We start from the raw sequence: 22,900 nt of genomic DNA on the forward strand, positions 1-22,900 counted from the left end.
GCGCGGCCCGAATTTTTTCAGCAAAGAACGGAAGAACAGATGAAAGCATTCACCCGCCGCTTTGCCGGCGTGGCCCTGGCGGCCGCTCTCGTCATACCCCTCGCCGCGTGCGGTACGTCCTCGCCCCAAGGCACCCAGACCGGCGGCGAAGTCGACACCAGCGCACGGTTTCGCTATGGAGGGGCCGCCATTCCCGCCTCGCTCGACCCACGGACTTCCTCGCCCTATGACGGGGCATGGACCGGCCTGCTCTACGAATCCCTGATAAAACGGGCGCCCGACGGAACCTTCCACCCGGGGCTGGCCACGGAATGGAAGGCCGCCCCCGACCTGCTGTCCCTGGACTTCACGCTGCGGCCGAACCTGAAATTCACCGACGGTGCCCCCGTCAACGCCGCGGCGGTCAAAGCCAACATCGAATGGGCGCAGAAACACACGACCAACTTCTCGAACTTCATCGCGAACGTCAGCGCGGTCGAAGTCATCGACGACACCCATGTGCGCCTGCGTTTCACGGATTCCGGCGCGCCCATGCTCGGCGTTTTCGCCGGGGAGGCCGGCATGCTGATCAGCCCGGCCGCCCTCGACCGTACCGACCTTTCGAAGGTCTCCTTCGGCGCGGGTCCGTTCAAGCTGGACAAGTTCGAAGGCGCGAACATGTCCTTCAGCAAATCCGACAGCTACTGGAACAAGGACAGCGTCAAACTCGCCGGAGTCGACGTCACCGTCTACATCGACGAGGCGGCCCGGCTTCGGGCCCTGCGGTCCGGCCAACTCGACTACACGAACATCCAGCCGAAGCAGGTGGCCGAGTCGAAGGCCGCCGGCCTGCAGATCGTGACCGGCGACATAGCCGACTTCTGGGGCGTGATCCTCAACACCGGCCGGTCCGAATTCGGCAACCCGAAGGTGCGCCAGGCGATGCTGCTGGCCGTCGACCGGAAATCCATCGCGGACAACATTTTCCCGGACAGCTGCGTGCCGAGCGCGCAGCCGTTCTCCCCGGGTGACTGGGCCTTGCCCCCCGACCTCGACAAGAGCCCGGCGGCCCAGTTCAACGTGGCCAGGGCGAAACAACTGATGGCCGAAGCGGGCCTGCCGAACGGGTTCACCTTCGAACTGCAGACCGGCACGGCACAGACGAACATGCAGCTGTCGCAGGTTCTTCAGTCGCAGTGGAAGGAAATCGGGATCAACGTCGTCGTGAAGCCGATGGAGAACGTGCAGTTCGTCACGGCGCGCCGGCAGGGCAACTTCGACGCGACCGTGTCGGTCTACCAGTCCGGCCGTCCCGACGAGAGTGTGGTCGTCCAGAACTTCTACCTGCCCGGCGGCCTGTTCAACCCCGGCAAGTACACCCTGCCGGGCGTGGCCGAACTGCTCAAGCAGTCGTCGTCAACCCTCGATCCCGCCGGGCGGGCACAGCCGATGCACAAGATCATGACCGACGCGCTGGCCGACGGCCCGCCGCTCATCCCGATCTGCACCAGGACCGGCCTCTGGGCCACCGGGCCGAAGGTGCGCGGCGTCAAGGCTTCCCTTCAGTTCGACCCCATACTGCAGGACGTGTGGCTGGCGAAGTAAGGCACCGGGAAACCGGTTCGCCGTGGTGGGTACCTCCTGGTGCCCACCACGGCGCTTTGCCGTGTCCCCCGAAAGCTCACACCGGAAGCGTGAGTGGAGCGCTCTGTTGCGGTCAGGTCAACAGTGGCTGCCGGATTGTCGCTCCCACCCCGGTCTACCTGCAACTACGCTCGAGATGACGTTCGGGTGAGGAGAGCAACCACGTGACGACGTACGACCTGCTGATAACCAACGGTCATGTCCTTGATCCGGGCTCCGGCCTTGACGGGAAGAGGGACATCGCCATCAGCGGCGGCCGCATCGCCGCCATCGAGCCGCACATCGACCCGGCCGGTGCGAGTCAGGTACTCGAGATCCGGGGCACGGACCGGTATGTCGTGCCGGGACTGATCGACATCCATACCCATGTCGCCCATGGCGCGACGACGGCCGGGGTGGGAATGGGATGCTGTGACCCCGACGCCATCGGCGTGCGGTCGGGCGTGACGACCCTGGTCGACTGCGGTTCGGTCGGGGTGGCCAACCTGGGAGTGTTCCCCACGCACATCCTGCCCAAGGCGCGCACGCGCGTCTCGGTGTATGTCAACGTCGGCAGCTACGCGCACACGATGCCGGGACCGGCCGACGTCTACAGCCTCGACGACATCAATCCCGCCGCCATCTCGGCCTGTGCGGAGCACAATCCGGGTCTGATCAGCGGGGTGAAACTCCGCCTCGTCGGCGGCATCGTCGACGAACTCGGTGAGGAAATGGTCACCCGGTCGAAGGCGGTCGCCCGGGAGCTCGGAGTGCCCCTGATGACGCACATCGGGGACTTCTTCGGTGGCCGGGCGAGCCGGGCGGAACGGCTGGCCGAAGTCACCCAGTTCCTGATCAAGACCCTGGAGCCCGGTGACATTCTCACCCACCTGTGCACCCCGAACCTCGGCGGTGTGATGGACCGGCTGACCGAGTCGCTGGCGAATCTCCGCGAGGCGCGTGACCGCGGGGTGACCCTGGATCCCGCGGTGGGTATGGGAAACTTCGGCTACGACGTCGCGCGCGAACAGGCCGAGCGGGGCATGTTCCCCGACACGATCAGCAGCGACCTCACCGCGCCCGGCCAGAAGTTCCACAGTCTGGTCGAATGCATGGCGAAGTTCATGGCGGTGGGCTACTCGTTCGAAGACGTGGTGAAGATGACCACGGCCAACGCGGCGAAGGCGATCGGGCAGGCGGACGAACTCGGTGCGCTCGCGGTGGGCCGGGAAGCCGACATCACCGTGCTCGACCTCGTCCGTGGTGACTTCACCTTCCGCGACACCACCAAGAAATGGTTCCGTGGTGAACACGGAATCGTTCCGGTGCACACCGTCAAATCCGGAGAACTGGTGCCCCCGCAGTGGGGACCGCATCCCTGGGGCTGGTTGCCGGCCACGGCCGAGACACCTTGAGTTTCCCGCAGTTTTCTGTTCGCCCGCAGCTACCGTCCATTTTGGAGAAGAAATGAAACGTAACGAAGGACACATCCGGACTTCCCACGGTGGCAACCTGCCGGTTCCCGAGGATTTGGCTGCCCTGGTCAGGGCGGAAAAGCGGGACGATGGCGCGGTGGCGGCCAGGGTCGCGAGTGCGGTTCAAGAGGTCGTCGACTTTCAGCTGGACTGTGGTCTGAATGTGGTGAACGACGGCGAGTACGTCAAGGCCGGTGAGGGTGCCTACGCCGGTTACATCCACGGCCGGGTGACCGGCTGGGAGATCCAGGAAAAGGCTCGGTCGCCGAAGCGCGGCGGGCCGGGCGAGCGTGATCGGGCGGATTTCCCCGGTTTCTACGAGTCGGGCTTGTGGCTGTCGGGTTCGGGTGGTCCGGTGCGGCCTGGGTTCTTCACTCCGGGGCGGAAGCCGGGCAAGGTGCGGACCCGGGTGTGCACCGGTCCGGTGAGTTATGTGGGGCACGACGCGATCGCGAAGGATATCGAGGCGTTGCAGGTCGCGTTGAAGGGCAAGGAAGGTCTGGACAACGCGCCGGAGGGCTTTATCGCGGCGCTCGGCCCGTTGAGCCTGGGTGCCGGTGCCTTCAATGATCACTACTCCTCGGAGGAGGAGTACATGATGGCGGTGGCGGAGGTCGTTCGCGAGGAGTACAAGGCGATCACCGACGCCGGGTTGATCGTGCAGGTCGACGAGCCGGAGTTCTTCACGACGTGGATGTTCTATCCCGAGTGGGACGTGGCGGATCTGCGGAAGTATCTGGGGTTCGCGGTCGAGGTGATCAATCACAGCCTCGAGGGGATTCCGGTGGAGCAGGTGCGGTTCCACTCGTGCTGGGGAAGCGGGCACCGGCCGCATACGCATGACATCGAGTTGAAGCACATTGTGGATCTGCTGGTGCGGGTGAACGCGCAGTGTTACACGTTCGAGGCGAGCAATGTGCGGCATGCTCACGAGTGGCGGGTCTGGGAGGACGTGCGGCTTCCCGAGGGAAAGATGATCATGCCGGGTGTGGTCGGTCATGCCACGGATCTGGTGGAGCATCCCGAACTGATCGCCGAGCGGCTGGTGAACTACGCCAGTGTGGTCGGCGCGGAAAACGTCCAGGGTGGGACGGACTGCGGTATCGGGTCCCGGGTCGGGCACGCGGAGGTGGCCTGGGCCAAACTGCGGTCACTGGCCGAGGGCGCCAAGCTCGCCAGCGAAAAACTCTGGCGATGAACGGGCGGTGACCCCGCCAGGGAATCCGGTGGATTCCCGCTCGCAAGGGGACGTGAGTGTGCGTGGCGCTGCGCATACCCACGTCCCCTTCAAGCACTGTGCCTTTTAGTAGTGGATGACGCCCTTCTCGCCGCCGCCGGCGTCGATGGACTCGCCGTTGATCGCCGCGCTGCGTTCGGAGACCAGGAAGGTGACGACCTCGGCGAGTTCGGCCGACGTGACGAGCCGTCCGATGCTCACGTCCCTGGCCATCGCCGCGATGACGTCGGCGGTCGACTTTCCTTCGCTCGCGGCGCGATCGGCGACGGCCTTCGCGACGCGTTCGGTCACCGTGAGGCCGGGGTGGACCACGTTCACCGTGATACCGGAGGGACCCAGTTCGTCGGCCAGGTTCTTCGTCATCCCGGCGACGGACACGTTGCGCACGGTCCCGACGAGCGCGCCGGTGCGCCGTGCGGCCAAACCCGCGATGTTGACGACGCGCCCCCACCCCGCGGCGATCATGTGGGGCACCACCGCGCGGATGCACCTCAGGTAGCCGAGAACCTTGGTCTCGATCTCCGCACGCAGGGCGTCATCGGTCAGCTCGGCGAGCGGAGGCGGCGCGGCGAACGCCGGTTCCGCGGCCGCGTTGACGAGGATGTCGACACCGCCGAAGACGCCGGCCACCCGGTCGACCATGGCACGCACCGCGTCGTCGTCACGGGTATCGGTGGACACCGGGACGACGCGTGTCGCGTGGCGGCCGACGTGCTCGGCGGCACGGGCGAGTTCGTCGGTGTTCCGCGCTATCAAAGCGACGTGGGCGCCCTCCGCGGCGAGACTGTCCGCGATCGCGAGTCCGATGCCACGGCTCCCGCCGGTGACGATCGCGCGCTTTCCCGTGAGCCCGAGTTCCATGTCCTTCTCCAACCGGTCTTCCGCGTAGCCGCGGCGGTTACTTGCGTTTCGGGAGTTTGGGCGGGGTGCCCGGGTGGTCGGCCAGCCACGGTCCCAGCCGGGCCAGGTAATTCGGTGGCGGTTCGAAGAGGCTCCACTCCGCTGAGCACCATACCGATGACCTCGGAGACCGGCTGACCGTTCCTCAGGTCGGTCAGCAGCACGGTGTCGTGCTTCTTCTCCCAGGTCAGGTATTTGAGGCCAAGGATTTCCAGGAACGTGCCGTCGAAAAAGTTCTCCCGTTGCCACCGGCCCACCTTGTAGCCGTACTCCTGCCACGGATAATTGGCGAGGACGCTGAGGAAACTCTCGGGGTTGTAGGCGCGGTCGGGGAGATAGGAGTGGCGCACCACAACGTTGTAGTCCGCGTTGAGGACCTCTTCCTCGACGTAGCGATACGTCTCGATGTTCACGAGTTGTCGTCCACGTCGACGAGGCCGGCCTGGCCGCGCTCGGTCGCGTCCGTGAGCAGAGACCCGGCCTGGTCGAGGGCGGCTCCCGCGCTGTCCAGCGGAAGCGCGAAGTATCCCTGCGGAATGTCTATCCACAGCGGAATATCGTCGTCCTCGCTCAGGACGTTGCCGATCTCGCTCACCCCGTCGCCTCCTTGACGTCATCGTAGACTGCCGAGGCGAAGGATTCGGTCGGCGGCGCCGACGACCTTCCCGCCCGCGGCGGTGCCCGAGACCGTCTCGGCGATGCCGGTGGCCATGCCCGACCCTACGACTCCTCACTTACTCGTCCAGGCTTGATGGAGGCTTGTGGATCTCGGTGTCCGGCGGCGGTTCCGCGCGTGACACTCTCGCGTCACACGGCTCCCACTGTCGTACCGGCCGGGAGTGCCCCGTGGCGCCAGTGCGCGAAGGTGCCCGGGTAAGTGCGCGATTCGGGCGAGTTGCCTGCGGGCCTTCGCTGGCGCTCGGCGCAAGTGCTTGAATTTCCGCCTAGCCCATTTGGCCAGATGAGGATTGGTCGCCGTGTCGACCCGCGCGCCGCGATGACTCCGGGATTCCTCAGTACAGGGTTCGGCCATCAGGTCCGGAGTGGAATTTCGGGCGGCTCGATCGGATACGCGGGTTCGCCCGCCTGTAGCAGCCAAGCCTGCCCGGTCTTCCCTGCGGCGAGGATCTCTTCGACGGCGGTCGCGGCCTCGTCCGGGTGCGCGAGCGGAAAACCGCGGCCGAGGAGATCTTGGCGCACCGGGGCGAGGATCGGTGTGTCCACGAAGCCGGGGCACAGTGCGTTGATCCGGATACCGGCGGAAGCGAGCGGGGTTGCCGCGGAGCGGACCAGGCCGAGCACAGCGTGTTTGGCGGTGGCGTAGAACAGATCCGGCGACCCGGTCAGTCCGGCCATGCTCGCCATGACCACGATCGATCCGCCACCCTGCCGCCGCATTGGTGCCATGACGGCGTGCACGCCGTAGACCACCCCGTCGAGGTTGGTGCGCATCGTCTGGCGGTACCGGTCCGGCGTGAAGTCGGTCAGCGTGCAGCGGCCGGGGATTCCGGCATTGAGCACGGCCACGTCCAGCCGCCCGAGTTCGCGCATCACCATGGAGACGGCGCGGTTGTTGGCTTCCGGAACACCGACGTCGACGGCCACGAAACGGCCGCCGGTCTCGTCGGCGACGGATCGACCGCCACGCTCGTTTCGATCAGCGATCACCACCCGCATTCCCCGGGCAGCGCACCGCCGGGCGACCGCCGCGCCGATCCCGCTCGCCGCTCCGGTGATCAGCGCGACCCCATCCGTCGCGACCGGGTCCGTCAGCGCGACCCCGTCCCTCGCGACCGAGTCCGTCAGCGCGACCCGGGCCGCGACCTCGTCCCTCGGCGGGAGCGTCATCGCGACTCGGCCAGCGGCAGGATCTCCACGCCGTTCAACCGTAATCCGTTCCGGCGCAGGTGCGCACGACCGTAGAAGCGTTGCACCGCCACCAGAAACGCGAGCGTGAGCACGAGCAGGACGTCGTCGAGAACCGGCACGACATCGACCGGCAGCGTCATCGCCATGGCCACCCGCACGCCGGCGTCGGCCAGGCTTGCCAGGCCCCAGATGGCGCTGCACCGGAGCAACAGGCTCCGGAACGCCGGGAAGTTCTCCCAGTTGCGCGCCCAGATCCGGCGTTTGTTCTCGTCGAACACGATGTTTCCCGCTTCGAACAGGAACGGGCGCCGCGTGAGCAGGCTCGCCAGCAGGAAGACGCCCAGCGCCGCCGTACCCCAGGCGTTCCGGATCAACAGCACCCGCGGGCTTCCGGTGACGAACGAGATCGCCACGGTCAGCACCATCGCACCCAGCACGAAAACGCGGACGCCACTGACCCGATGGTCCACCACGATGTCACGCACCGCGCTCGCGGCCGGGATCGCACCCCCCGCCAGAAGTGCCGCGAACGGGTTCACGCCCAGTCCGCGAAGACCGTAGAACAGCGCCAACGGGATCAGCACGTGGATGAGCAAGACACGGCTCACCATGGCGCCACCCCGGCCGGACTGTGTATCGAGCACAAGAAACCCCCAATGAAAGCGAATCAGCCCCGTCGGACGGCGAGGGTGAATGTGGTGACGACCTCGCGGGTGTAGGCGTCGAAGTCGAAGTCGGGTTCTTCGCGCAACCGGGTGGCGGCGCCGTCCACCGCGCCACGGACGATGACCGCCATCGAACGCACATCGAACTCGCGGAACTCACCGGCGGTCTGCCCCTCGGACAGCAGTTTTTCGAGCCCCTGCACGCTGATCTCCTGCGCACTTGCCGAGGTGTAGTGCTCACCCATCTCGTTGCGCACGTGCGGGCCGATCTCGGTCAGTACCGCGATCTCGGCAGGGTGTTCGCGCAGAAACTCGAGGTTGGCCTCCAAGTAGGCGCGGAACCGTTCGAGGGCGGTGCCGGCCTGTGCCATCCGCTCCGCGATGTAGTTCGCCCCCAAGGTGAAGACCTCGATCAGGATCTGCCGGACGAGGTCCTCCTTGTCGGCGAAGTGGTACGAGATCATTCGCGGGCTTCGCAGCCCGGCACGTTCGGTGATCTTGGCGAAGGACGCCTTGGCGTAGCCCAGATCGGCAATCGTCCCTATGGCCGCGCGCACGATCTGCGCGCGGCGGGCTTCGTTGATGTACGTCCGCTCCACAGCCCCCACCTGCACTTTTATCTGACTGGATAAATCTACCACAGCTGAATCAATGCATGGTCCAGTCCATGCGCGAGACGGTCACGCCGGTCGGCGGTTCGCGCGGTGGAAGTGGCGGTTAGTTCGTGTCCCCTCCATTGCCATCGGAATCGTCCGGCCGCATGGAGGCCACGAAGGGGTTCAGCGGCACATCGAGATTCCCGTCGACGATCTCCCCGCGCAGGCGGTTCGTGGTCTTCCAGCCGTCCAGCGCCCGGTCCGGGTCGGTGGCGGCCACGGCCAGGAGCAGCGCGTCCACCAGCAACAGGTGCGCGATCTGGGTGCCTGCCAGGAGTTTCTCCGTGGACGGGGTGGCCAGCACGGCGTCCACCCGGTCAGCGAAGTGGCTGTCGAGCACCTCGGTAATGAGGACGACCGGGCAGCCGATCCGCCCTGCTTCGGCGATCGCCACGTCGTGCTCGCGCACGTGGCGTAGCGGCGCGATGAGAACCACCGCCGAATCAGCGGTGAGCTGGCCGAGTTCATCGGCGAAGTTGTAACCGGTCAGGCCGGTGGCACCGGCGATCCGGCCGATTCTCCGCAGGCCGAGTGACAGCGATTCGGCCACCGGGTGAGCGGATCCGTAGCCGACGACCAGGATGCGCGAGGCCGCCGCGAGAATCCGGGTGGCGGTCTCGAAGACCTCGGTGGGGATGGCGCGCGGCAAGGAACGAGCGAGGTGGGCCGCGTCGAGACTGATCTTGGCGAGGAGCTGGCCGTTGTCGTCCGACTGGGTCAGTTGCTCCGCCAGGGTCTGTTCCGGGTCACGGACCGGGTTCAGCATGGCGGCCGCCGCGCGGCGCAGTTCGCCGAGCCCGCTGTAGCCCAGTTGTTTGACGGTCCGGATGACCGTCGCGTCACTGACTTCCGCCTCACGGGCGATCTCCTGCGCGGAATACACCGAGGCCTCGGCGGGGTGCAGCGCGAAGAAGTCGACGACCCGCAGGCCACCGCCACTCAACTGGTCCCGGACTCCGGCGATGCGCTTCGTCAACGAAGGGTCCATCTAGTCACCACTAGACTTTCGCGAGTTCATGAAGTAGACACTACATCCCATGAAGCGCATGCTACGGCATTCGACGGCGGAGGTGGTGCAATGCGGCGAACTCCGCGAACGATCGCGTGGTCGCTGGCCCTGGTGCTGACGGTGACCGGATGCGGGCTGAGCTCGGCGAGTCCGGCCGATCCCGCCCTGGTGACCCGTCCACATGGCCGGTGCGATCCGGCGCTGGCCGCGACCGTGCCCGCACCGGTCCGGCAGCGCGGCACCTTCCTCGTCGCGATGGTGCCGAGCACGCCCCCGATGGCCTACTACGCCGAAGACAACACCACCATCGTCGGCCTCGACCGGGACATGAGCCAGGCCATCGCGGACGTGTTCTGCCTTGGCACGGCCCCGATCCCGGCCAGTCTCGACGCGATCGTCCCGGGGCTGGCCGCCGGGCGCTACGACATGGTGCTCGCTTCGCTCGCTCCCACCGCGGAGCGGCGGAAGAACGCCGACTTCGTCACCTACTACAACGGAGGACAGGGCTTCCTCGCCAGGAGTGACACCGACTTCCCGGTGAACTCCTATCTCGATCTCTGCGGCCGCACCGTGGGCGTGGTGATCGGATCGGTCCAGCAGGGCCAACTGGATCAGGCGGCCGGTACCTGTGCGCGGGCCGGGCGTCCGGACTGGCGCCTCAGCCTCTACCCCGACGGAACCGCGTCAGTGCTCGCCCTGCGCGCCGGCCATATCGATGTCCTCTACTTCTCGATTTCGCTCACGCAGTATGTGGCGAGCAAATCGCCAGGCGTGTTCCGCCTGGCCGGCCGCTACCAGCGGTCACTCGTGGCCGTCGGACTCAAGAAGGACTCCCCCTTGACCGTCGGAGTCCACGACGCCGTCCGCCAGTTGATGACCGACGGCACCTACCGCAAGATCCTGGAGAAATGGGGCCTTCAGGAAAACGATCTCGATACCACGGAAATCCTGAACGGAAGGTCGTGACGACGATGCCGGAAACCATGCCCCTCAGTAAAGGCGTCGATCCGCCGTCCCGGGTGCTGCCACGGAAGCGATACGGAAACTGGCTCGCGGGCGTCGTCCTCGCCCTGGTCGTCGTGGCGGTGGTCAGGTCGACGGTCGGCAATGCGAACTACTCGTGGCCGACGTTCGGCCGTTACCTGTTCAGCCCGGCGATTCTGGCCGGCCTCGCCCGGACCGTCGAACTGGCGGTGATCGCGATGGCACTGTCCATTGTGGCCGGAATGGTGCTGGCCGCGATGAGACACTCGTCGAACCGGGTGCTGAACGCGGTCTCCGGGGCCTACATCTGGCTCTTCCGCGCGACCCCGTTGCTCGTGTTGTTGCTGCTGCTCTACAACATGGCGGCGCTGTATCCGAAACTATCGCTCGGTATCCCGTTCGGTCCTGATCTGTTCACGGTGGGGACCAACACGGTGATCTCGGTGGCCGGTGCCGCCATCATCGGGCTGACCCTGCACGAAGCGGCCTACTGTGCCGAGATCCTCCGGGCCGGGTTGGTGTCGGTGGACCACGGTCAGCGCGAAGCGGCCGAAGCGCTGGGCATGTCGAACGGCCTGATGATGCGCCGGATCGTGCTGCCCCAGGCCATGCGCGCGATCGTCCCGCCGTTGACCAACCAGTTCGTCAACGTGGTCAAGACGACCTCGATCGTCAGCGTGATCTCCATGCCGGAACTGCTCTACAGCGCACAGATCATCTACGCGCGGACCTACGAAACCATCCCGCTGCTGTTGGTCGCGACCTTCTGGTACCTCGTGCTGACCGCGTTGCTCACCGTGGCCCAGCACTATGTCGAACGGTATTTCAACCGGGGCCGGGCCGGAGTTTCTTCGGCCGCTTCCCGGAAACTCTCCCGGTTGGCCTTGGAGGCCGGACAATGACGGATGCTCGCGACGTGCCCGCGGTCGAGATTCGCGGCCTGCACAAACTGTACGGCTCCCTTCATGTTCTCCAGGACGTGAATCTGGTGGTGTCCCCCGGTGAGGTCGTCTGCCTTATCGGTCCGTCCGGTTCCGGCAAGAGCACGCTGCTGCGCTGCATCAACCACCTGGAGAAGATCCAGGGCGGGGTGATCCGGGTGGACGGTGCGCTGGTCGGGTACCGGCGGGCCGGTGACGACCTGATCGAGACAACGCCACGACAGACCCGCCAGGCACGCCGGCACATCGGAATGGTCTTCCAGCAGTTCAACCTGTTCGGTCATCTCACGGTGCTGCAGAACCTGATCGAAGCACCGGTTCATGTTCAGCGCACGCCCCGCGCGGAAGCGATCGAGCGTGCCCGGGAAATGCTCGGCAGGGTCGGGCTGGCGGACAAGCACGCGGAGTATCCCGCACAGCTGTCCGGTGGTCAGCAGCAGCGGGTGGCGATCGCGCGCGCCCTGTGCATGCGGCCGAAACTGATGCTGTTCGACGAGCCGACGAGCGCGCTGGATCCCGAACTCGTCGGCGAAGTGCTGGACGTCCTGCGCGATCTGGCCGCCAACGAGATGACCATGATCGTGGTCACGCACGAAATCGGTTTCGCGCGCCAGGTCGCCGACAGCGTCGTGTTCATGGACCAGGGACGCGTTGTCGAACACGGTCCGGCCGCGCGTGTTCTTGATTCTCCCCGGCAGGACCGCACCCGGCGTTTCCTGGAAAGGGTCGGTTGAAATGAAAGGACGGTCGATGCGATCCGTCGAGTACGTCGTTGTCGGCGGAGGTGTGGTCGGCACGGCCACGGCGTGGAATCTCGCGGGCCGGGGCGCGGAGGTCACCTTGCTGGAAGCAGGAGAGCTTGCCGCCGGCGCCTCGGGCGGTCCTGGACGGCGAGGCGTCCGCGCAGGCGGACGTGACCTCCGCGAGCTGCCGTTGGCTTGCCGCGCCCAGGAACTCTGGCCCGAATTGGACACCCTGCTCGAAGCCCCGACCGGCTACCGGCGCAACGGTCTGCTCAACCTCTATGACGTCGAGATCGCGGGTGTTTCCGGTTGGCGGAGTCTGCCGGCCAGAGTCCAGGCGCAGCGGGCGGCCGGTGTGCCGTGCGAGATCGTCGATCGCGAACGACTGGACGTGATGCAACCGGGGATCGCCGAGGACGTGCGCTTCGCGCTCTACACACCGAACGACGGAACCGCCGATCATTCCGCGACCACCAGGGCGTTCGCCGCGGCGGCCAGGAAACTGGGCGCCACGGTGCTGGAGAACACCGAGGTGGCCACGATCTCGCCGGACGAAGACGGCTCGGTCACCGTGCGTTCGGCCACCGGTGACGAGTTGCGGGCCACGCGCGGGGTGATCATCGCGGCGAACCGGTCCACACCGCGCCTCCTCGACGACGCGGCCGGTTTGACCTTGCCGGTATGGGAAAAGGCAACGCAGGTCACGTTCGTGACCGCGCCACCCGGGTTCACGCTCAACCACCAGATCGGGCACACCCGTCGGTCGTTGTCGGTGAAAACGACCGACGAAGGCTCGGTGATGCTTTCCGGCGGCCGCCCCGGCCGCTGGGACCCGGTCACCGGTTCCGGCACGGCCGATCCCGATGTCCTGCGCACGACCTTGGCCGATCTGGCGGCGACCCTGCCCGCGCTGGCCGACGTGGAGGTACTCGCCGTCGACAACAGCCGGGCCGACACCAGCACGATCGACCTGATCCCGGTCATCGACACCGTGCCCGGCCTCGACTCCGTGTTCGTCGGCACCGGCTGGAGCGGGCACGGCTTCGCGCTCGCTCCAGCCGTGGCCGAAGCCCTCACGACCTGGGCGCTCGACGGGCGGCGGCCGGACTCCCTCCGGCCCTTCACCTTCGACCGCATCGGCGTCGTCCACCGCGGCTGACGATGTTCTGCTAGTCTGAATCCGTACTAGTCGTCATCGAGATCTACTCAAGGATGCGATTCAGTGGCGGACGCGACGACGAGCTGGTTGCGCGGGAGCTTGGAACTGGTGGTGGCCGCGGTGCTGGCCGAGTCCGACCAGCACGGTTACGCGCTGGCCCAGCGCATCGAGCAGGCCGGGCTCGGCAGCATCCGTGGCGGTGCGCTGTACCCGGTGCTCGGGCGGATGGAAAGCGCCGGGCTGGTCGAAGCGCACTGGCAGGCCGGGGAAGGCGGGCCGGGACGCAAGGTCTACCGGCTCACCGGATCCGGCCACGCGATGCTGTCCGCGGACACCGCGCGCTGGCGCGAGTTCGCCGCCGCACTGGACCACCTCCTGGAACCGACCCGAGAGGAGCCGCGATGAAGCCGGAGAGGTGGGAGGCGCGGGCGCGGTTGGCGTTGGCCGCGCGAGGAGTGGGCAAGGAATTCGCCGACGCCAGGATGGAGGAGGTGGCGCGGCACTGCGCGGAAAGCGGTCAGCGGCCCGAAGAGGCGTTCGGCACGGCCGAGGAATTCGCGGCGACCGTCGAACCCGAGGAGGCGCCCGAGCACCGCGGTGACGACCGGTCGTCTTCCGCGCTCATGCTTTACGGAGTGCTGGCGGTACTCGGTGGCGCGTGGGCCTGGATCAGTGAAGGGCTGATGCTGCCCGCGACCATGGCCGGGCTGGCCGGCACCGCGTTGCTGGTCTGCATGATCTACGGCGTCCTCTTGTTCCTCTCGCTGTCAAAGGAAGGCAAGCCGCGTCGCGCGCCTTGGATACTCGGCGCAGTGGTGTTGCTGGTTCCCTTGGCCGCGGTGGCTTTCGAACTGCTGCCCAGGAAAGAACTGTTCCCGCTGCCCGCTCCATTGCTGATCGCGTTCGGTATCGCGCTGCTCGCCTGGGGAACAAGCCGTACCGGTGGCACCCGCTCGAAGCATTCCGGACAGGACACCGAAGCGTGGCTGCGCGACCTTGCCGGTTTACTCGAAGGCAGGCACGACCTCACCCGGGAACGTGCGGGCGAACTGGCGGCGGAAGCGGCGGCGCACCTGACCGAAAGCGGCCGCACGCCCGAGGAAGAGTTCGGCCCGGTCGAGGAGTACGCGGCCCGGCTGGCCGAACACGAGGCCCCGCGCCCGCCGTGGTGGCGCGACGCCCGGATCCTCCGCGCGGCGCGCCCGCTCGGCTGGGGGGTGCTGGCGGCCCTCAACGTGATCGACGGCGGACCGTGGTGGCTGAGCGGGGTGATTTCGCTGGGCCTCTGCGCCGACATCTGGATCCTCGCTTCGGCACGACTGAACCACCGGGGCCAGACCGCCCGGTGAAGGCCGGTCAGAATCCGTGAAGCTGCCGGGCCCGGTTCACCACCGCGATCAGCGCCTCCTTGGCCGAGGCCCGTTCCCGGGCGTCACACAGGAGGACAGGGGTGTCCGGTTCGAGGTCGAGCGCCGCGGACACCTGCTCCTCGCGGTAACGGCGGGAGCCGTCGAAACAGTTCACGGCGACGACGAACGGGATCGCGCGGCGTTCGAAATAGTCGACCGCCGGGAAGCAGTCCTCGAGCCTCCGGGTGTCGGCGACCACCACCGCACCGATCGCGCCCTGGGCGATGTCGTCCCACAGGAACCAGAACCGGTCCTGGCCCGGGGTGCCGAAGAGATACAGCGCGACCCGGTCGTTGAAGGTGATCCGGCCGAAGTCGATGGCCACCGTGGTGGAGGTCTTCGACTCCACCCCGTCCTTGTCGTCGATGCCGCGGCTGATCTCGGTGATGGTCTCTTCCGTGCGCAGTGGCTGGATTTCGCTCACCGAACCGACCAGGGTCGTCTTGCCTGCCCCGAAGCCGCCCGCGACGATGATCTTCAACGCGATCATGGGCTGCGCGCGGCCGGAGTCGGCGGGCTCAGAGCGCTCGGAGACCATCGAGAACTTCCCTCAGGATCTTCTCGTCGGGCATGTGGCCGGTCGGGTGCATCACCTGGATGTGCCGCCCGGCCTGCAGATCCGCCAGCAGCACGCGGATCACGCTGAGCGGCAGGCGCGCCTTGGCGGCGATCTCGGCCACCGTGAGCATCCGGTCCCGGCACAGGGTCAGGATCGTGGCCTGTTCGGGGCTCAGCGTCAGGTCGTCTTCGGGACGGGTGCCGGCGAGCACGAGCGCGATCATGTCGAGGGGTTCGCCCGCGGGCCGCGCTCGGCCCCTGGTCAGGGCGTAGAGCCGGACCATCGGGCCGGACTCGTCGCCGTACCATTCACTGCCGGGCTGGGTCACTCCCCCACACCTCCTCGCGCGGTTTTCACGGGCCGGTCCTCTCGGCGCCTATTGACAAACGCGAGGACGGCGCGTCCGGCCGGTCATTTTTCCCAGGCATCTCGCGATGAGCAGACTGTCTCTCGGGTACGACCGGACGCCGGGGCACGGTGACCAGGTGCTCGCCGACCCGCCGCACCAGGCGTGCCATCTCGTAGGCCACCATGCCGACGTCGGTGCCCGCTTCGGCGAACACGGCGAGGCAGGTGCCGCCGCCCGCGGCGATCACGAACAGGAACCCGCCCTCCAACTCGACCATCGTCTGCCGGACGGCACCGGCCTCGAACTGACGACCGGCACCCTTGGCGAGACTGTTCAGCGCCGAGGAAACCGCCGCCATGTGCTCGCTCGTCTCCCGGTCCGTGCCGGCGGAGGTGGCCATCGGGAGGCCGTCGTTCGACAACAGCAGCGCATGCCGGACTCGCGGCGCGTTGGAGACCATTTCGTCCAGCAACCAATCCAGTTCCCGAGTGTCCTCGCGTGCTTCGAACATCTGTCCTCCCTGTCTGGGGTCCGTACCGGAGCTATCCGTCGCGGCCACGACGGAATCCCTGCTGCAGCGCGGACATCGTCGCGCGGGCCTGGTCCGGGTTCGGCTGCGGCGAAGCCGAGCCGTTGCCGTTGCCACTGCCGTTTCCCTTGCCGTTGCGCGGATCGCTCCGCCGGAGGCCCGGCGCGAGATTCGCCTGCCGGGTCCGCCGGGGCAGGCCGCCCGTGGCGTCGTCGCTCGGCCAGACGATGGCGGTCGCCGGGCCGTCGGACGACGGTTCCTTCACCACGGTCGGCGGGGCCGGGTCGCCGGGACCGACCGACGGCGCGGGCACGGACACCGCCGCGGGCTGCCGGAGGAGTTTCGGACGCTCCTCGGCCGGAATAGGCCGGTCGGGCCGGTCGGGCCGCGAAAGGATGGCCGCGGGCAGGAGGATCACCACGGTCGTCCCGCCATAGGCCGAAGGCCGCAGGGTCACATGGATGTTCTGCCGGTGGGCCAGACGGCTCACCACGAAGAGCCCGAGCTGATCACGGTCGACCAGATCGAGTTGGTGCGCTTCGGCGATGCGCTGGTTCGCCTCGGCCAGCGTCTCCGGGCTCATGCCGAGACCGCGGTCTTCGATCTCCACCACGAATCCGCTGCCCACCCCTTCGCCGCGCACCCGCACGGTGGTGGTGGGCGGCGAGAACGAGGTGGCGTTTTCGACCAGTTCGGCGATCAGGTGCGTCAGGTCCGCCACCGCCGCGCCCCGCACGGACACCGGTGCCATGCGCCGTACCTCGACCCGCTGGAAGTGTTCGACCTCGGCCACCGCGGCCCGGATCACCGTCAGCAGCGGCACCGGGTTGCTCCACTTCCGGCCCGGGGCCGAGCCGGACATGATGATCAGGCCTTCGGCGTGCCGCCGCATCCGCGCGGCCAGGTGGTCCAGCCGGAACAGGTCCTCCAGGTCGGCCGGGTTCTCCGTGCGCCGTTCCATGGTGTCGAGCAGCGCGAGCTGACGGTGAACCAGCGACTGGCTGCGCCGGGCGAGCGTGACGAACACACCGGACACACCGTGCAGCAGCTCTCCGCGTTCGGCCGCGGCCTGCAGCGCGGAGCGCTGGACCGCGTTGAGCGCGTCGCCGACCTGCCCGATCTCCCCTTCGCCGGGCGGGACGACCGGCACCGCGGCGTCGACGTCGACACGTTCGCCCGCCCGCAGCCGCCGCATGGCCTGCGGAAGTCGTCGAAGAGCCAGGTCCAGGGCCGAGTCGCGCAACGTGACGAGTTCGAGCACCAGGCCACGGCCGATCCGGACGGAGATCACCAGCGAAGCGAGCACGGCGACCAGGCCCAGGACGATCACGAGGGCACCCTTGGTCAGGGCCGACTTGCCGGCCGCGCCGGTCTCGGCGACGGCGGCGCCGGCGGCATTCGTCCAGAACGTGGTGACGGATTGGGCGACCGGGCCCATCGCGGACCGCCAGGCACCGCCGGCGACGGCCGCCGCGAGGGCGCGTCCTGACACGTCGCCGCGAGCCGTGTTCTGGAGGGCGGTCAGGGACGCGTAATCGTCACCGCCGACGAGCCGCTGGAATCCTGCCCGCAGGTCCGGAGTCAGGTCGCGGACCACGTCGGTGGCGACGACCTGTTGCCCGCCAACGGCGTCGGTGAAGGCCCGGTACTCCTCCGCGGTTAGCCGCCCGCTCGCCCGGGTCGAATTGGCCACGGCGTCCTGGCGGGCGAGCATCTCGCCGATCCGGGCCAGCGCTTCGACGGCTTTCGCGGACTCACCACTTTGGACATCGGTGAGCGCTGACCCGACCGCGATCGTGTCTCCGATCGCGGTGTTGTAGGCGTCGAACGCGGTCGGCCAGTCCAGTTGCCGCGCGACGATCACGGCCTGATCGGCGCGGAGCCCGTCGATGTCGCGGCTGACGTCGCCCAAGCGGCGGCTCACTTCGGGGGCGATAGTGGCGATGTCACCGCTGTCGCGCGTGACACCGTCCTGGAGTGCGCTCAGCGCCGCCTCGGTCTGATCGTGCCGCTCGGCGAGGACACGGGAGTCGCCGGTGTCGTTCGGCGAAAGGTACGGGGCCACCGCCGACCGCTCTGCCTGCAGCCGGGTCGTCAGCGCCGCGACCGGCGTGGCGAGGTTCGCGCCGAGGTCCTTGCGCTGTTGGAGCGACCAGGCGTCCTGCATTGTGGACACGGCCGCCAGCGCCCCGAGCACCAGGAGTGACACGACGGGCACCAGCAGCAGCGCGGCCACCTTCGCGCGCACCGACTTCGGGCGGAGCCGGCGCGCGAAGGACCGCGCACGGGAAGAACGGGATGGCTCGGGCCGCTCGGACATGCTTCTCCAACTCGGGCGGATTAAGGAATCGGTTCAGATGCCGACGGCACACCTCCCACCTCGGCCGAAAGCGGACGCTACTTCGATTCGATTGGCGCGCACAAGTATTCGGAGAGATTTTTTCGAATGTTATTACACCACCCCGTTACGGACGACCAGGTCAATATCTTGCCGACCACGATTCCATCCTTGCCAGGGCCCCGGAAAATATACCCGGGATAAACGACCGATGACCGTCCGAAGTAGCCACCGGCGAACATGGACGCGGGGTGAGCGACCGATGACCGTAGTCACCGTTCACCCCCGGTGAACAAACCGCGACGATTCCGGAGAATCAGCGCCGCGGCGGATTGCCGCTACAGTGGGACCCATGGCCGGCGCCGTGATTGTCGCCGTCGACGAGGACGCGGATGCACTGCGCGACGTCGAACGGGAATTACGCGAGCGCTATGCGAGCCATTACCGTGTTTTGTGCGTTTCGTCGTCGCGCGAGGCGCGCGTCCGTCTCGAAGACCTTGCCGCGTCAGGCGAAGAGGTCGCCCTGGTGCTTTCGGGTCAGTGGCTGTCCGGCATGACGGGATGCGAGTTGCTGGACCGGGCCCGGCGTCTTCATCCGCACGCCAAGCGCGGGCTGCTGATCGCGTGGGGCGAGTGGGGAAACCGGGAAACGGGTGAGGTGATCTTCGATTCGATCGCCCACGGCCACATCGACCACTATTTGCTGAGGCCGGCCGAGTCCCCGGACGAACTGTTCCACCAGGCGATCTCGAGTCTGCTGCTGGAGTGGACGGAGGCACGGAGAACCTCGCCCTACACGATCTATGTGGTCGGCGAATCGTGGTCGGGGCGGGCGTATGAGTTGCGGCGGGTTCTGGGACGTTGCGCGATACCGCACTCTTTCTGTCTGGCCGACTCCACCGAAGGGCGTGCCCGTATCGCCCAGGCGGGACGGGCGAGGAAACTGCCGCTCGTCATCTTCCCCGACGGCACGGTGCTCACGGACCCGAGCGACGCCGAACTCGCGCTGGCGACGGGTTCGCCGGTGACCCCGGAGCGCATGGAGTTCGACCTGGTGATCGTCGGCGCGGGGCCGGCCGGGCTGTCGGCGGCCATGTACGGCGCCTCGGAAGGGTTCAGCACGCTGGTCCTCGACGAAGGCGGACTCGGGGGCCAGGCGACCTCCAGTTCGCTGATCCGCAACTACCTCGGCTTTCCCCGGGGCATCAGCGGCCGCCGCCTCGCGCAGCAGGCCTACGACCAGGCCTGGATCTTCGGCGCGAAATTCGCGTTCATGCAGGGCGCGAACGGGCTCGAGCGCGAGTACGAAGAACTCGTCGTCACCCTGTCCAACGGCACCCGCGTGCGCTCCCCCGCCGTTCTCCTCGCCACGGGCGCGAGCTATCACCGGCTGGGCATTCCCGCGATCGAGGCGTTGACCGGTGCGGGTGTCTTCTACGGCGGCCCGACCTCCGAGGCGCCCGCCATGTCCGGCCGCGACGTCTACGTCCTCGGAGGCGGGAACTCGGCCGGGCAGGCCGCCCTGTATCTCGCCCGGTACGCCCGGCGGGTCACGCTGGTGGTCCGTGGGCGGTCGCTCGCCGACGGGATGTCGCAGTACCTGGTCTCCGAGATCGAGGCGACGCCGGGACTGCGGGTCCGGCCCGGGACCGAAATCGTCGGCGGCGGAGGCGACGGATGGCTGGAACGCCTGGTACTCCGCGACCGGATGACGGGAACCGAGGAAACCGTCGACGCCGACGGGCTGTGCGTCATGATCGGCGCCCGCCCGCACACGGATTGGCTGCCCCCGCAGGTCGCGCGGGACGCCCACGGTTTCGTCCTCACCGGCGCCGATCTCGGTGAAGGCCACCGGTGGCGGGCCGGCCGTGATCCGTTGTTGCTCGAAACGAGCATGCCGGGCGTTTTCGCGGCCGGCGACGTGCGACACGGCTCGGTGAAGCGGGTCGCGGCCGCGGTGGGCGAGGGCTCGGTGGCCATCCAGCTGCTCCACCAGTTGTTCGCGGCCAGCGCCCTGCATCCGCACGGACGCCCGCACGACCCCGTCGTCACGACCGGACGGTGACGCGCCGGGTTCCGGTCAGACCGGCAGGCGGATCGCCGTGCAGGTGAAGCCGGTCTCGGGCGCCGGATCGCAGGTCACCGGAGGCGCCTGGGGACGCGACGGATCGCTGTCGAGCCGGGCGGTGACGATCGCCCAGGGACGGCCGGGAGTGAGCCGCACGGTCACCGTGGTCGTGTAGGTGAGGGTGCCGTCGCTACCGGGCCCGGCCCACGTGCGCAGGAGCTGGACGGTGTCGGCCGGGCGACCCGGTTCGCCGGTCAGCCAGCCGGTCAGCTCGTAGTGGTCGCTGGCCGACATGCCGTAGGCCGACATCGTGATCGACAGTTCGGCGGTGTCGCCCGCCGTTTTGACGGAGGCGCTCAGCTGTGGCTGGGTGTGCACCCGCAGGCCCGTCGAAATCAGCGTGATGATGCCCAGCATCGCGGAACCGAGAAGGAACAGCGCGGCCATGGTCACCGCGGTCCGGGCGCGCAGCCGCGGCAGCCTGAGGACCAGCACGGCGCCCGCGGTGACGGCCGCGACCATGAGTCCGGCATAGGTCCAGCCGCCGGTCGTGTCATCGGCGAAAGAGCTGTACTGGAAAAAGGCCTGTGCGACGCGGAGCCAGAAAATCCCGGCGAGCGCGACGACGAGAACCGCGCAAAGAACGGCGGTCCGCCGATGATCGGCCACGCGCGCGTTGCCGCGCGTGAAGGACGCGACGACACCGGCCAGCACGGCCACCCCGATCAGCGGGATTCCGGTGAGCACCGCGACCGGGAATTCGCGCAGCAGGGCCGCGGCGATCCCGGTCCCCACCCCCACCGCGCCGAGCGCGCCGGCGACCAGGGCGACCACCCCCGCGGCGATGTTGAGCAGACGATCGAAACCCTGCTCGGTCCCCTCGGATTTGTTCGATCGCAGCGTTTCTCCTCCGTCCGGAACCATCCTTCGGCCCGAGATCAGCGCTCGTCGCGGACGCGCCGCGCGACGATGGCCGCGTGGGGCCTCCTGCCCGGGTCGACACGGCTTTCCGTTGCCTCCACCCGGAAACCCGAATCAGCGAGGCACCGGGACATTTCCTCGATCGACCAGAAGTAGGCGGTCGTCACGGCGTGCGGGAACGGCTCGACGCGCGGCCCCTCGAACATGCCGAGCAGCAGACCGCCGCCGTCGGCCAGGCACCGCGCGAACTCACCGAGAATGCCGGGCACGTTCGCGGGATCGGTGTGGATGATCGAATACCACGACAGGATCCCCGCCAACGACCGATCAGGTACCTCGAGATCATTCAGCCGGCCAAGGCGAAAGGGAACATCGGGAAACCGTGAGCGGGCGATTTCGATGAAGCGCGGCACAACGTCGACGCCCTCGATGTCACAGCCCTGGTCTCGCAGGAAGCCGGTCCACCGCCCCGGTCCGCAGCCCGCGTCGATCATGCGCCCGGATAGTCCACCGGCCCAGCGGGAAATCAGCTTGTGGTCGAGTTCGTGCCTGCCCGCCGGCGAAAAGGCCAGCTCCACGTACTCGTCCGCCCGGCGGCCATACGCCTCCCGTACCTCGTCCACCGACACCGGAAAGCCCCCGTTCACGTCTTGCGAACCGCGCCGGTGAATCCGGCGACGAAGAGCGTAGCGAAGGACCAGGCGAGGAGCCGGAGTACCTAGGCGACGGGCTTCGTCGCGGCGAGCCGCTCGACGGTGCCCAGCTTGAGGCGTTCCCGCCGTCGCACGACGAATCCGGCCTCCTCGACCAGCGGCAGGGGCCGACGGGTCTGGTAGTCGCCCAGCATCGACACCGTCAGCTTCTCCAGGAGCCGCTGCCCGAACCAGATCGGTCTGTGGTGGCTGCCGACGTGATCGAGGAGCAACAACGTCCCGCCGGGGCGCAGGACGCGGTGCATCTCCGTGATCGCCACGCGCTGGTCGGGAAACCCGCACAGGCCGAGCGTGCACACCACGGTGTCGAAGGATGCGTCGTCGTACGGCAACGCCTGGGCGTCGGCTTCCCGCAGCGTTGCCTCGCGACCCAGTTCCGCGGCACGCCGGCCGGCGAGATCCAACATGGCCGGGCTGAAATCCATGCCGGTCAACCGCACGTCACCGGGGTAATAGGGCAGGTTCCGTCCGGTCCCGACCGCGACCTCCAGCACCTCCCCGGCGGCTTGGCCGCACACCCACTCCCGGCCGCCGCGAAACCACACTCGCTCGACGAGCCCCATATCGCGGTCGTAACGGGAGGCATACCTGTCCCACAGCGCTCGCAGCCGCTCCTCGCCGTGCCCGCTCATGCCCCCGGCCTCTCCCGTCTCGTGCAGGCGGTTCACCGTGCACTATAGACACGAAGGCGGAAACGAGCGGGACACCGAAGATTCCCGTCGTGGGGAAACGGGGCGCGATTATCGTGCCGAAAGCGTGGACTTCGGAAACGCT

24 protein-coding genes are annotated in these 22,900 nt (G+C 67.8%); 10 read left to right on the top strand and 14 right to left on the bottom strand.

The window, feature by feature from the left end:
- Positions 1–39 precede the first annotated feature (39 nt).
- From ACFSXZ_RS26105 to ACFSXZ_RS26115, 3 genes are all read left to right on the top strand, one after another.
- Positions 40–1,584, top strand: a complete 1,545-nt coding sequence (locus tag ACFSXZ_RS26105) for an ABC transporter substrate-binding protein (protein WP_378267838.1) — start codon at positions 40–42, stop codon at positions 1,582–1,584.
- 203 nt (positions 1,585–1,787) lie between these two features.
- Complete coding sequence (locus tag ACFSXZ_RS26110) at positions 1,788–3,017, top strand: amidohydrolase family protein (RefSeq protein WP_378267839.1); 1,230 nt, start codon at positions 1,788–1,790, stop codon at positions 3,015–3,017.
- A 52-nt stretch (positions 3,018–3,069) separates the two neighbouring features.
- Complete coding sequence (locus ACFSXZ_RS26115) at positions 3,070–4,275, top strand: epoxyalkane--coenzyme M transferase (RefSeq protein ID WP_378267840.1); 1,206 nt, start codon at positions 3,070–3,072, stop codon at positions 4,273–4,275.
- A 105-nt stretch (positions 4,276–4,380) separates the two neighbouring features.
- Here the strand turns inward: ACFSXZ_RS26115 and ACFSXZ_RS26120 are convergent, their stop codons facing one another.
- The 7 genes from ACFSXZ_RS26120 to ACFSXZ_RS26150 all read right to left on the bottom strand — a co-directional run bounded on the left by ACFSXZ_RS26120 (position 4,381) and on the right by ACFSXZ_RS26150 (position 9,392).
- A complete protein-coding gene (locus ACFSXZ_RS26120; protein WP_378267841.1) occupies positions 4,381–5,175 on the bottom strand; it encodes an SDR family NAD(P)-dependent oxidoreductase in 795 nt (264 codons plus the stop codon).
- Positions 5,067–5,627 carry a hypothetical protein gene (locus tag ACFSXZ_RS26125; RefSeq protein ID WP_378267842.1) on the bottom strand — a complete coding sequence of 187 codons (561 nt, stop codon included), beginning with the start codon at positions 5,625–5,627 and terminating at the stop codon, positions 5,067–5,069. The genes ACFSXZ_RS26120 and ACFSXZ_RS26125 overlap by 109 nt, the downstream gene beginning before the upstream one ends.
- The gene (locus ACFSXZ_RS26130) at positions 5,624–5,809 is read right to left on the bottom strand and encodes a hypothetical protein (RefSeq protein WP_378267843.1); all 186 of its coding nucleotides are present in this window, start codon (positions 5,807–5,809) and stop codon (positions 5,624–5,626) included. Before ACFSXZ_RS26130 ends, ACFSXZ_RS26125 begins: the two co-directional genes overlap by 4 nt.
- Positions 5,810–6,246: 437 nt before the next feature.
- On the bottom strand, positions 6,247–7,062 hold the full coding sequence (locus tag ACFSXZ_RS26135) for an SDR family NAD(P)-dependent oxidoreductase (protein WP_378267844.1): 816 nt from the start codon (positions 7,060–7,062) through the stop codon (positions 6,247–6,249).
- Positions 7,059–7,694, bottom strand: a complete 636-nt coding sequence (locus ACFSXZ_RS26140) for a VC0807 family protein (protein WP_378267845.1) — start codon at positions 7,692–7,694, stop codon at positions 7,059–7,061. Before ACFSXZ_RS26140 ends, ACFSXZ_RS26135 begins: the two co-directional genes overlap by 4 nt.
- Before the next feature lie 56 nt (positions 7,695–7,750).
- Positions 7,751–8,347, bottom strand: coding sequence for a TetR/AcrR family transcriptional regulator (locus ACFSXZ_RS26145; RefSeq protein WP_378267846.1), 597 nt, complete (start codon positions 8,345–8,347; stop codon positions 7,751–7,753).
- A 118-nt stretch (positions 8,348–8,465) separates the two neighbouring features.
- Entirely contained in the window at positions 8,466–9,392 is a 927-nt protein-coding gene (locus ACFSXZ_RS26150) for a MurR/RpiR family transcriptional regulator (protein ID WP_378267847.1), read from the bottom strand.
- A gap of 90 nt (positions 9,393–9,482) precedes the next feature.
- Between ACFSXZ_RS26150 and ACFSXZ_RS26155 the strand changes: the two genes are divergently transcribed.
- The 6 genes from ACFSXZ_RS26155 (at position 9,483) to ACFSXZ_RS26180 (ending at position 14,589) form a co-directional block, all read left to right on the top strand.
- Positions 9,483–10,379, top strand: a complete 897-nt coding sequence (locus tag ACFSXZ_RS26155; protein ID WP_378267848.1) for an ABC transporter substrate-binding protein — start codon at positions 9,483–9,485, stop codon at positions 10,377–10,379.
- Positions 10,380–10,384: 5 nt separating this feature from the next.
- Positions 10,385–11,299, top strand: coding sequence for an amino acid ABC transporter permease (locus tag ACFSXZ_RS26160; RefSeq protein ID WP_378268073.1), 915 nt, complete (start codon positions 10,385–10,387; stop codon positions 11,297–11,299).
- A complete protein-coding gene (locus tag ACFSXZ_RS26165; RefSeq protein ID WP_378267849.1) occupies positions 11,296–12,072 on the top strand; it encodes an amino acid ABC transporter ATP-binding protein in 777 nt (258 codons plus the stop codon). Before ACFSXZ_RS26160 ends, ACFSXZ_RS26165 begins: the two co-directional genes overlap by 4 nt.
- Positions 12,073–12,088: 16 nt before the next feature.
- The gene (locus ACFSXZ_RS26170; protein WP_378267850.1) at positions 12,089–13,240 is read left to right on the top strand and encodes an NAD(P)/FAD-dependent oxidoreductase; all 1,152 of its coding nucleotides are present in this window, start codon (positions 12,089–12,091) and stop codon (positions 13,238–13,240) included.
- Between the two features lie 63 nt (positions 13,241–13,303).
- Positions 13,304–13,645, top strand: a complete 342-nt coding sequence (locus ACFSXZ_RS26175) for a PadR family transcriptional regulator (RefSeq protein WP_378267851.1) — start codon at positions 13,304–13,306, stop codon at positions 13,643–13,645.
- Positions 13,642–14,589 (top strand): hypothetical protein, encoded by a 948-nt coding sequence (locus ACFSXZ_RS26180; protein ID WP_378267852.1) that lies wholly within the window; start codon positions 13,642–13,644, stop codon positions 14,587–14,589. Before ACFSXZ_RS26175 ends, ACFSXZ_RS26180 begins: the two co-directional genes overlap by 4 nt.
- A 7-nt stretch (positions 14,590–14,596) precedes the next feature.
- Here the strand turns inward: ACFSXZ_RS26180 and ACFSXZ_RS26185 are convergent, their stop codons facing one another.
- The 4 genes from ACFSXZ_RS26185 to ACFSXZ_RS26200 are packed head-to-tail and all read right to left on the bottom strand — an operon-like array spanning position 14,597 to position 18,406.
- A complete protein-coding gene (locus ACFSXZ_RS26185) occupies positions 14,597–15,187 on the bottom strand; it encodes a GTP-binding protein (RefSeq protein WP_378267853.1) in 591 nt (196 codons plus the stop codon).
- Positions 15,168–15,536, bottom strand: coding sequence for a DUF742 domain-containing protein (locus tag ACFSXZ_RS26190; protein WP_378267854.1), 369 nt, complete (start codon positions 15,534–15,536; stop codon positions 15,168–15,170). The genes ACFSXZ_RS26185 and ACFSXZ_RS26190 overlap by 20 nt, the downstream gene beginning before the upstream one ends.
- Before the next feature lie 25 nt (positions 15,537–15,561).
- Positions 15,562–16,068 (bottom strand): roadblock/LC7 domain-containing protein, encoded by a 507-nt coding sequence (locus tag ACFSXZ_RS26195; protein ID WP_378267855.1) that lies wholly within the window; start codon positions 16,066–16,068, stop codon positions 15,562–15,564.
- Between the two features lie 31 nt (positions 16,069–16,099).
- A complete protein-coding gene (locus ACFSXZ_RS26200; RefSeq protein ID WP_378267856.1) occupies positions 16,100–18,406 on the bottom strand; it encodes a sensor histidine kinase in 2,307 nt (768 codons plus the stop codon).
- Positions 18,407–18,776: 370 nt separating this feature from the next.
- Between ACFSXZ_RS26200 and ACFSXZ_RS26205 the strand changes: the two genes are divergently transcribed.
- Positions 18,777–20,489, top strand: a complete 1,713-nt coding sequence (locus ACFSXZ_RS26205; RefSeq protein WP_378267857.1) for an FAD-dependent oxidoreductase — start codon at positions 18,777–18,779, stop codon at positions 20,487–20,489.
- Positions 20,490–20,504: 15 nt separating this feature from the next.
- Here ACFSXZ_RS26205 and ACFSXZ_RS26210 read toward each other — a convergent pair whose 3' ends face one another.
- The 3 genes from ACFSXZ_RS26210 to ACFSXZ_RS26220 form a co-directional block, all read right to left on the bottom strand.
- Positions 20,505–21,416 carry a hypothetical protein gene (locus ACFSXZ_RS26210; RefSeq protein WP_378267858.1) on the bottom strand — a complete coding sequence of 304 codons (912 nt, stop codon included), beginning with the start codon at positions 21,414–21,416 and terminating at the stop codon, positions 20,505–20,507.
- Positions 21,417–21,430: 14 nt separating this feature from the next.
- Positions 21,431–22,060 (bottom strand): class I SAM-dependent DNA methyltransferase, encoded by a 630-nt coding sequence (locus ACFSXZ_RS26215; protein WP_378267859.1) that lies wholly within the window; start codon positions 22,058–22,060, stop codon positions 21,431–21,433.
- Between the two features lie 71 nt (positions 22,061–22,131).
- Positions 22,132–22,794 (bottom strand): class I SAM-dependent methyltransferase, encoded by a 663-nt coding sequence (locus ACFSXZ_RS26220; protein WP_449224291.1) that lies wholly within the window; start codon positions 22,792–22,794, stop codon positions 22,132–22,134.
- Positions 22,795–22,900: the final 106 nt, after the last annotated feature.

The sequence above is a fragment of the Amycolatopsis pigmentata genome, assembly GCF_042684065.1.
GTDB classification, from domain to species: Bacteria; Actinomycetota; Actinomycetes; order Mycobacteriales; family Pseudonocardiaceae; genus Amycolatopsis_E; species Amycolatopsis_E pigmentata.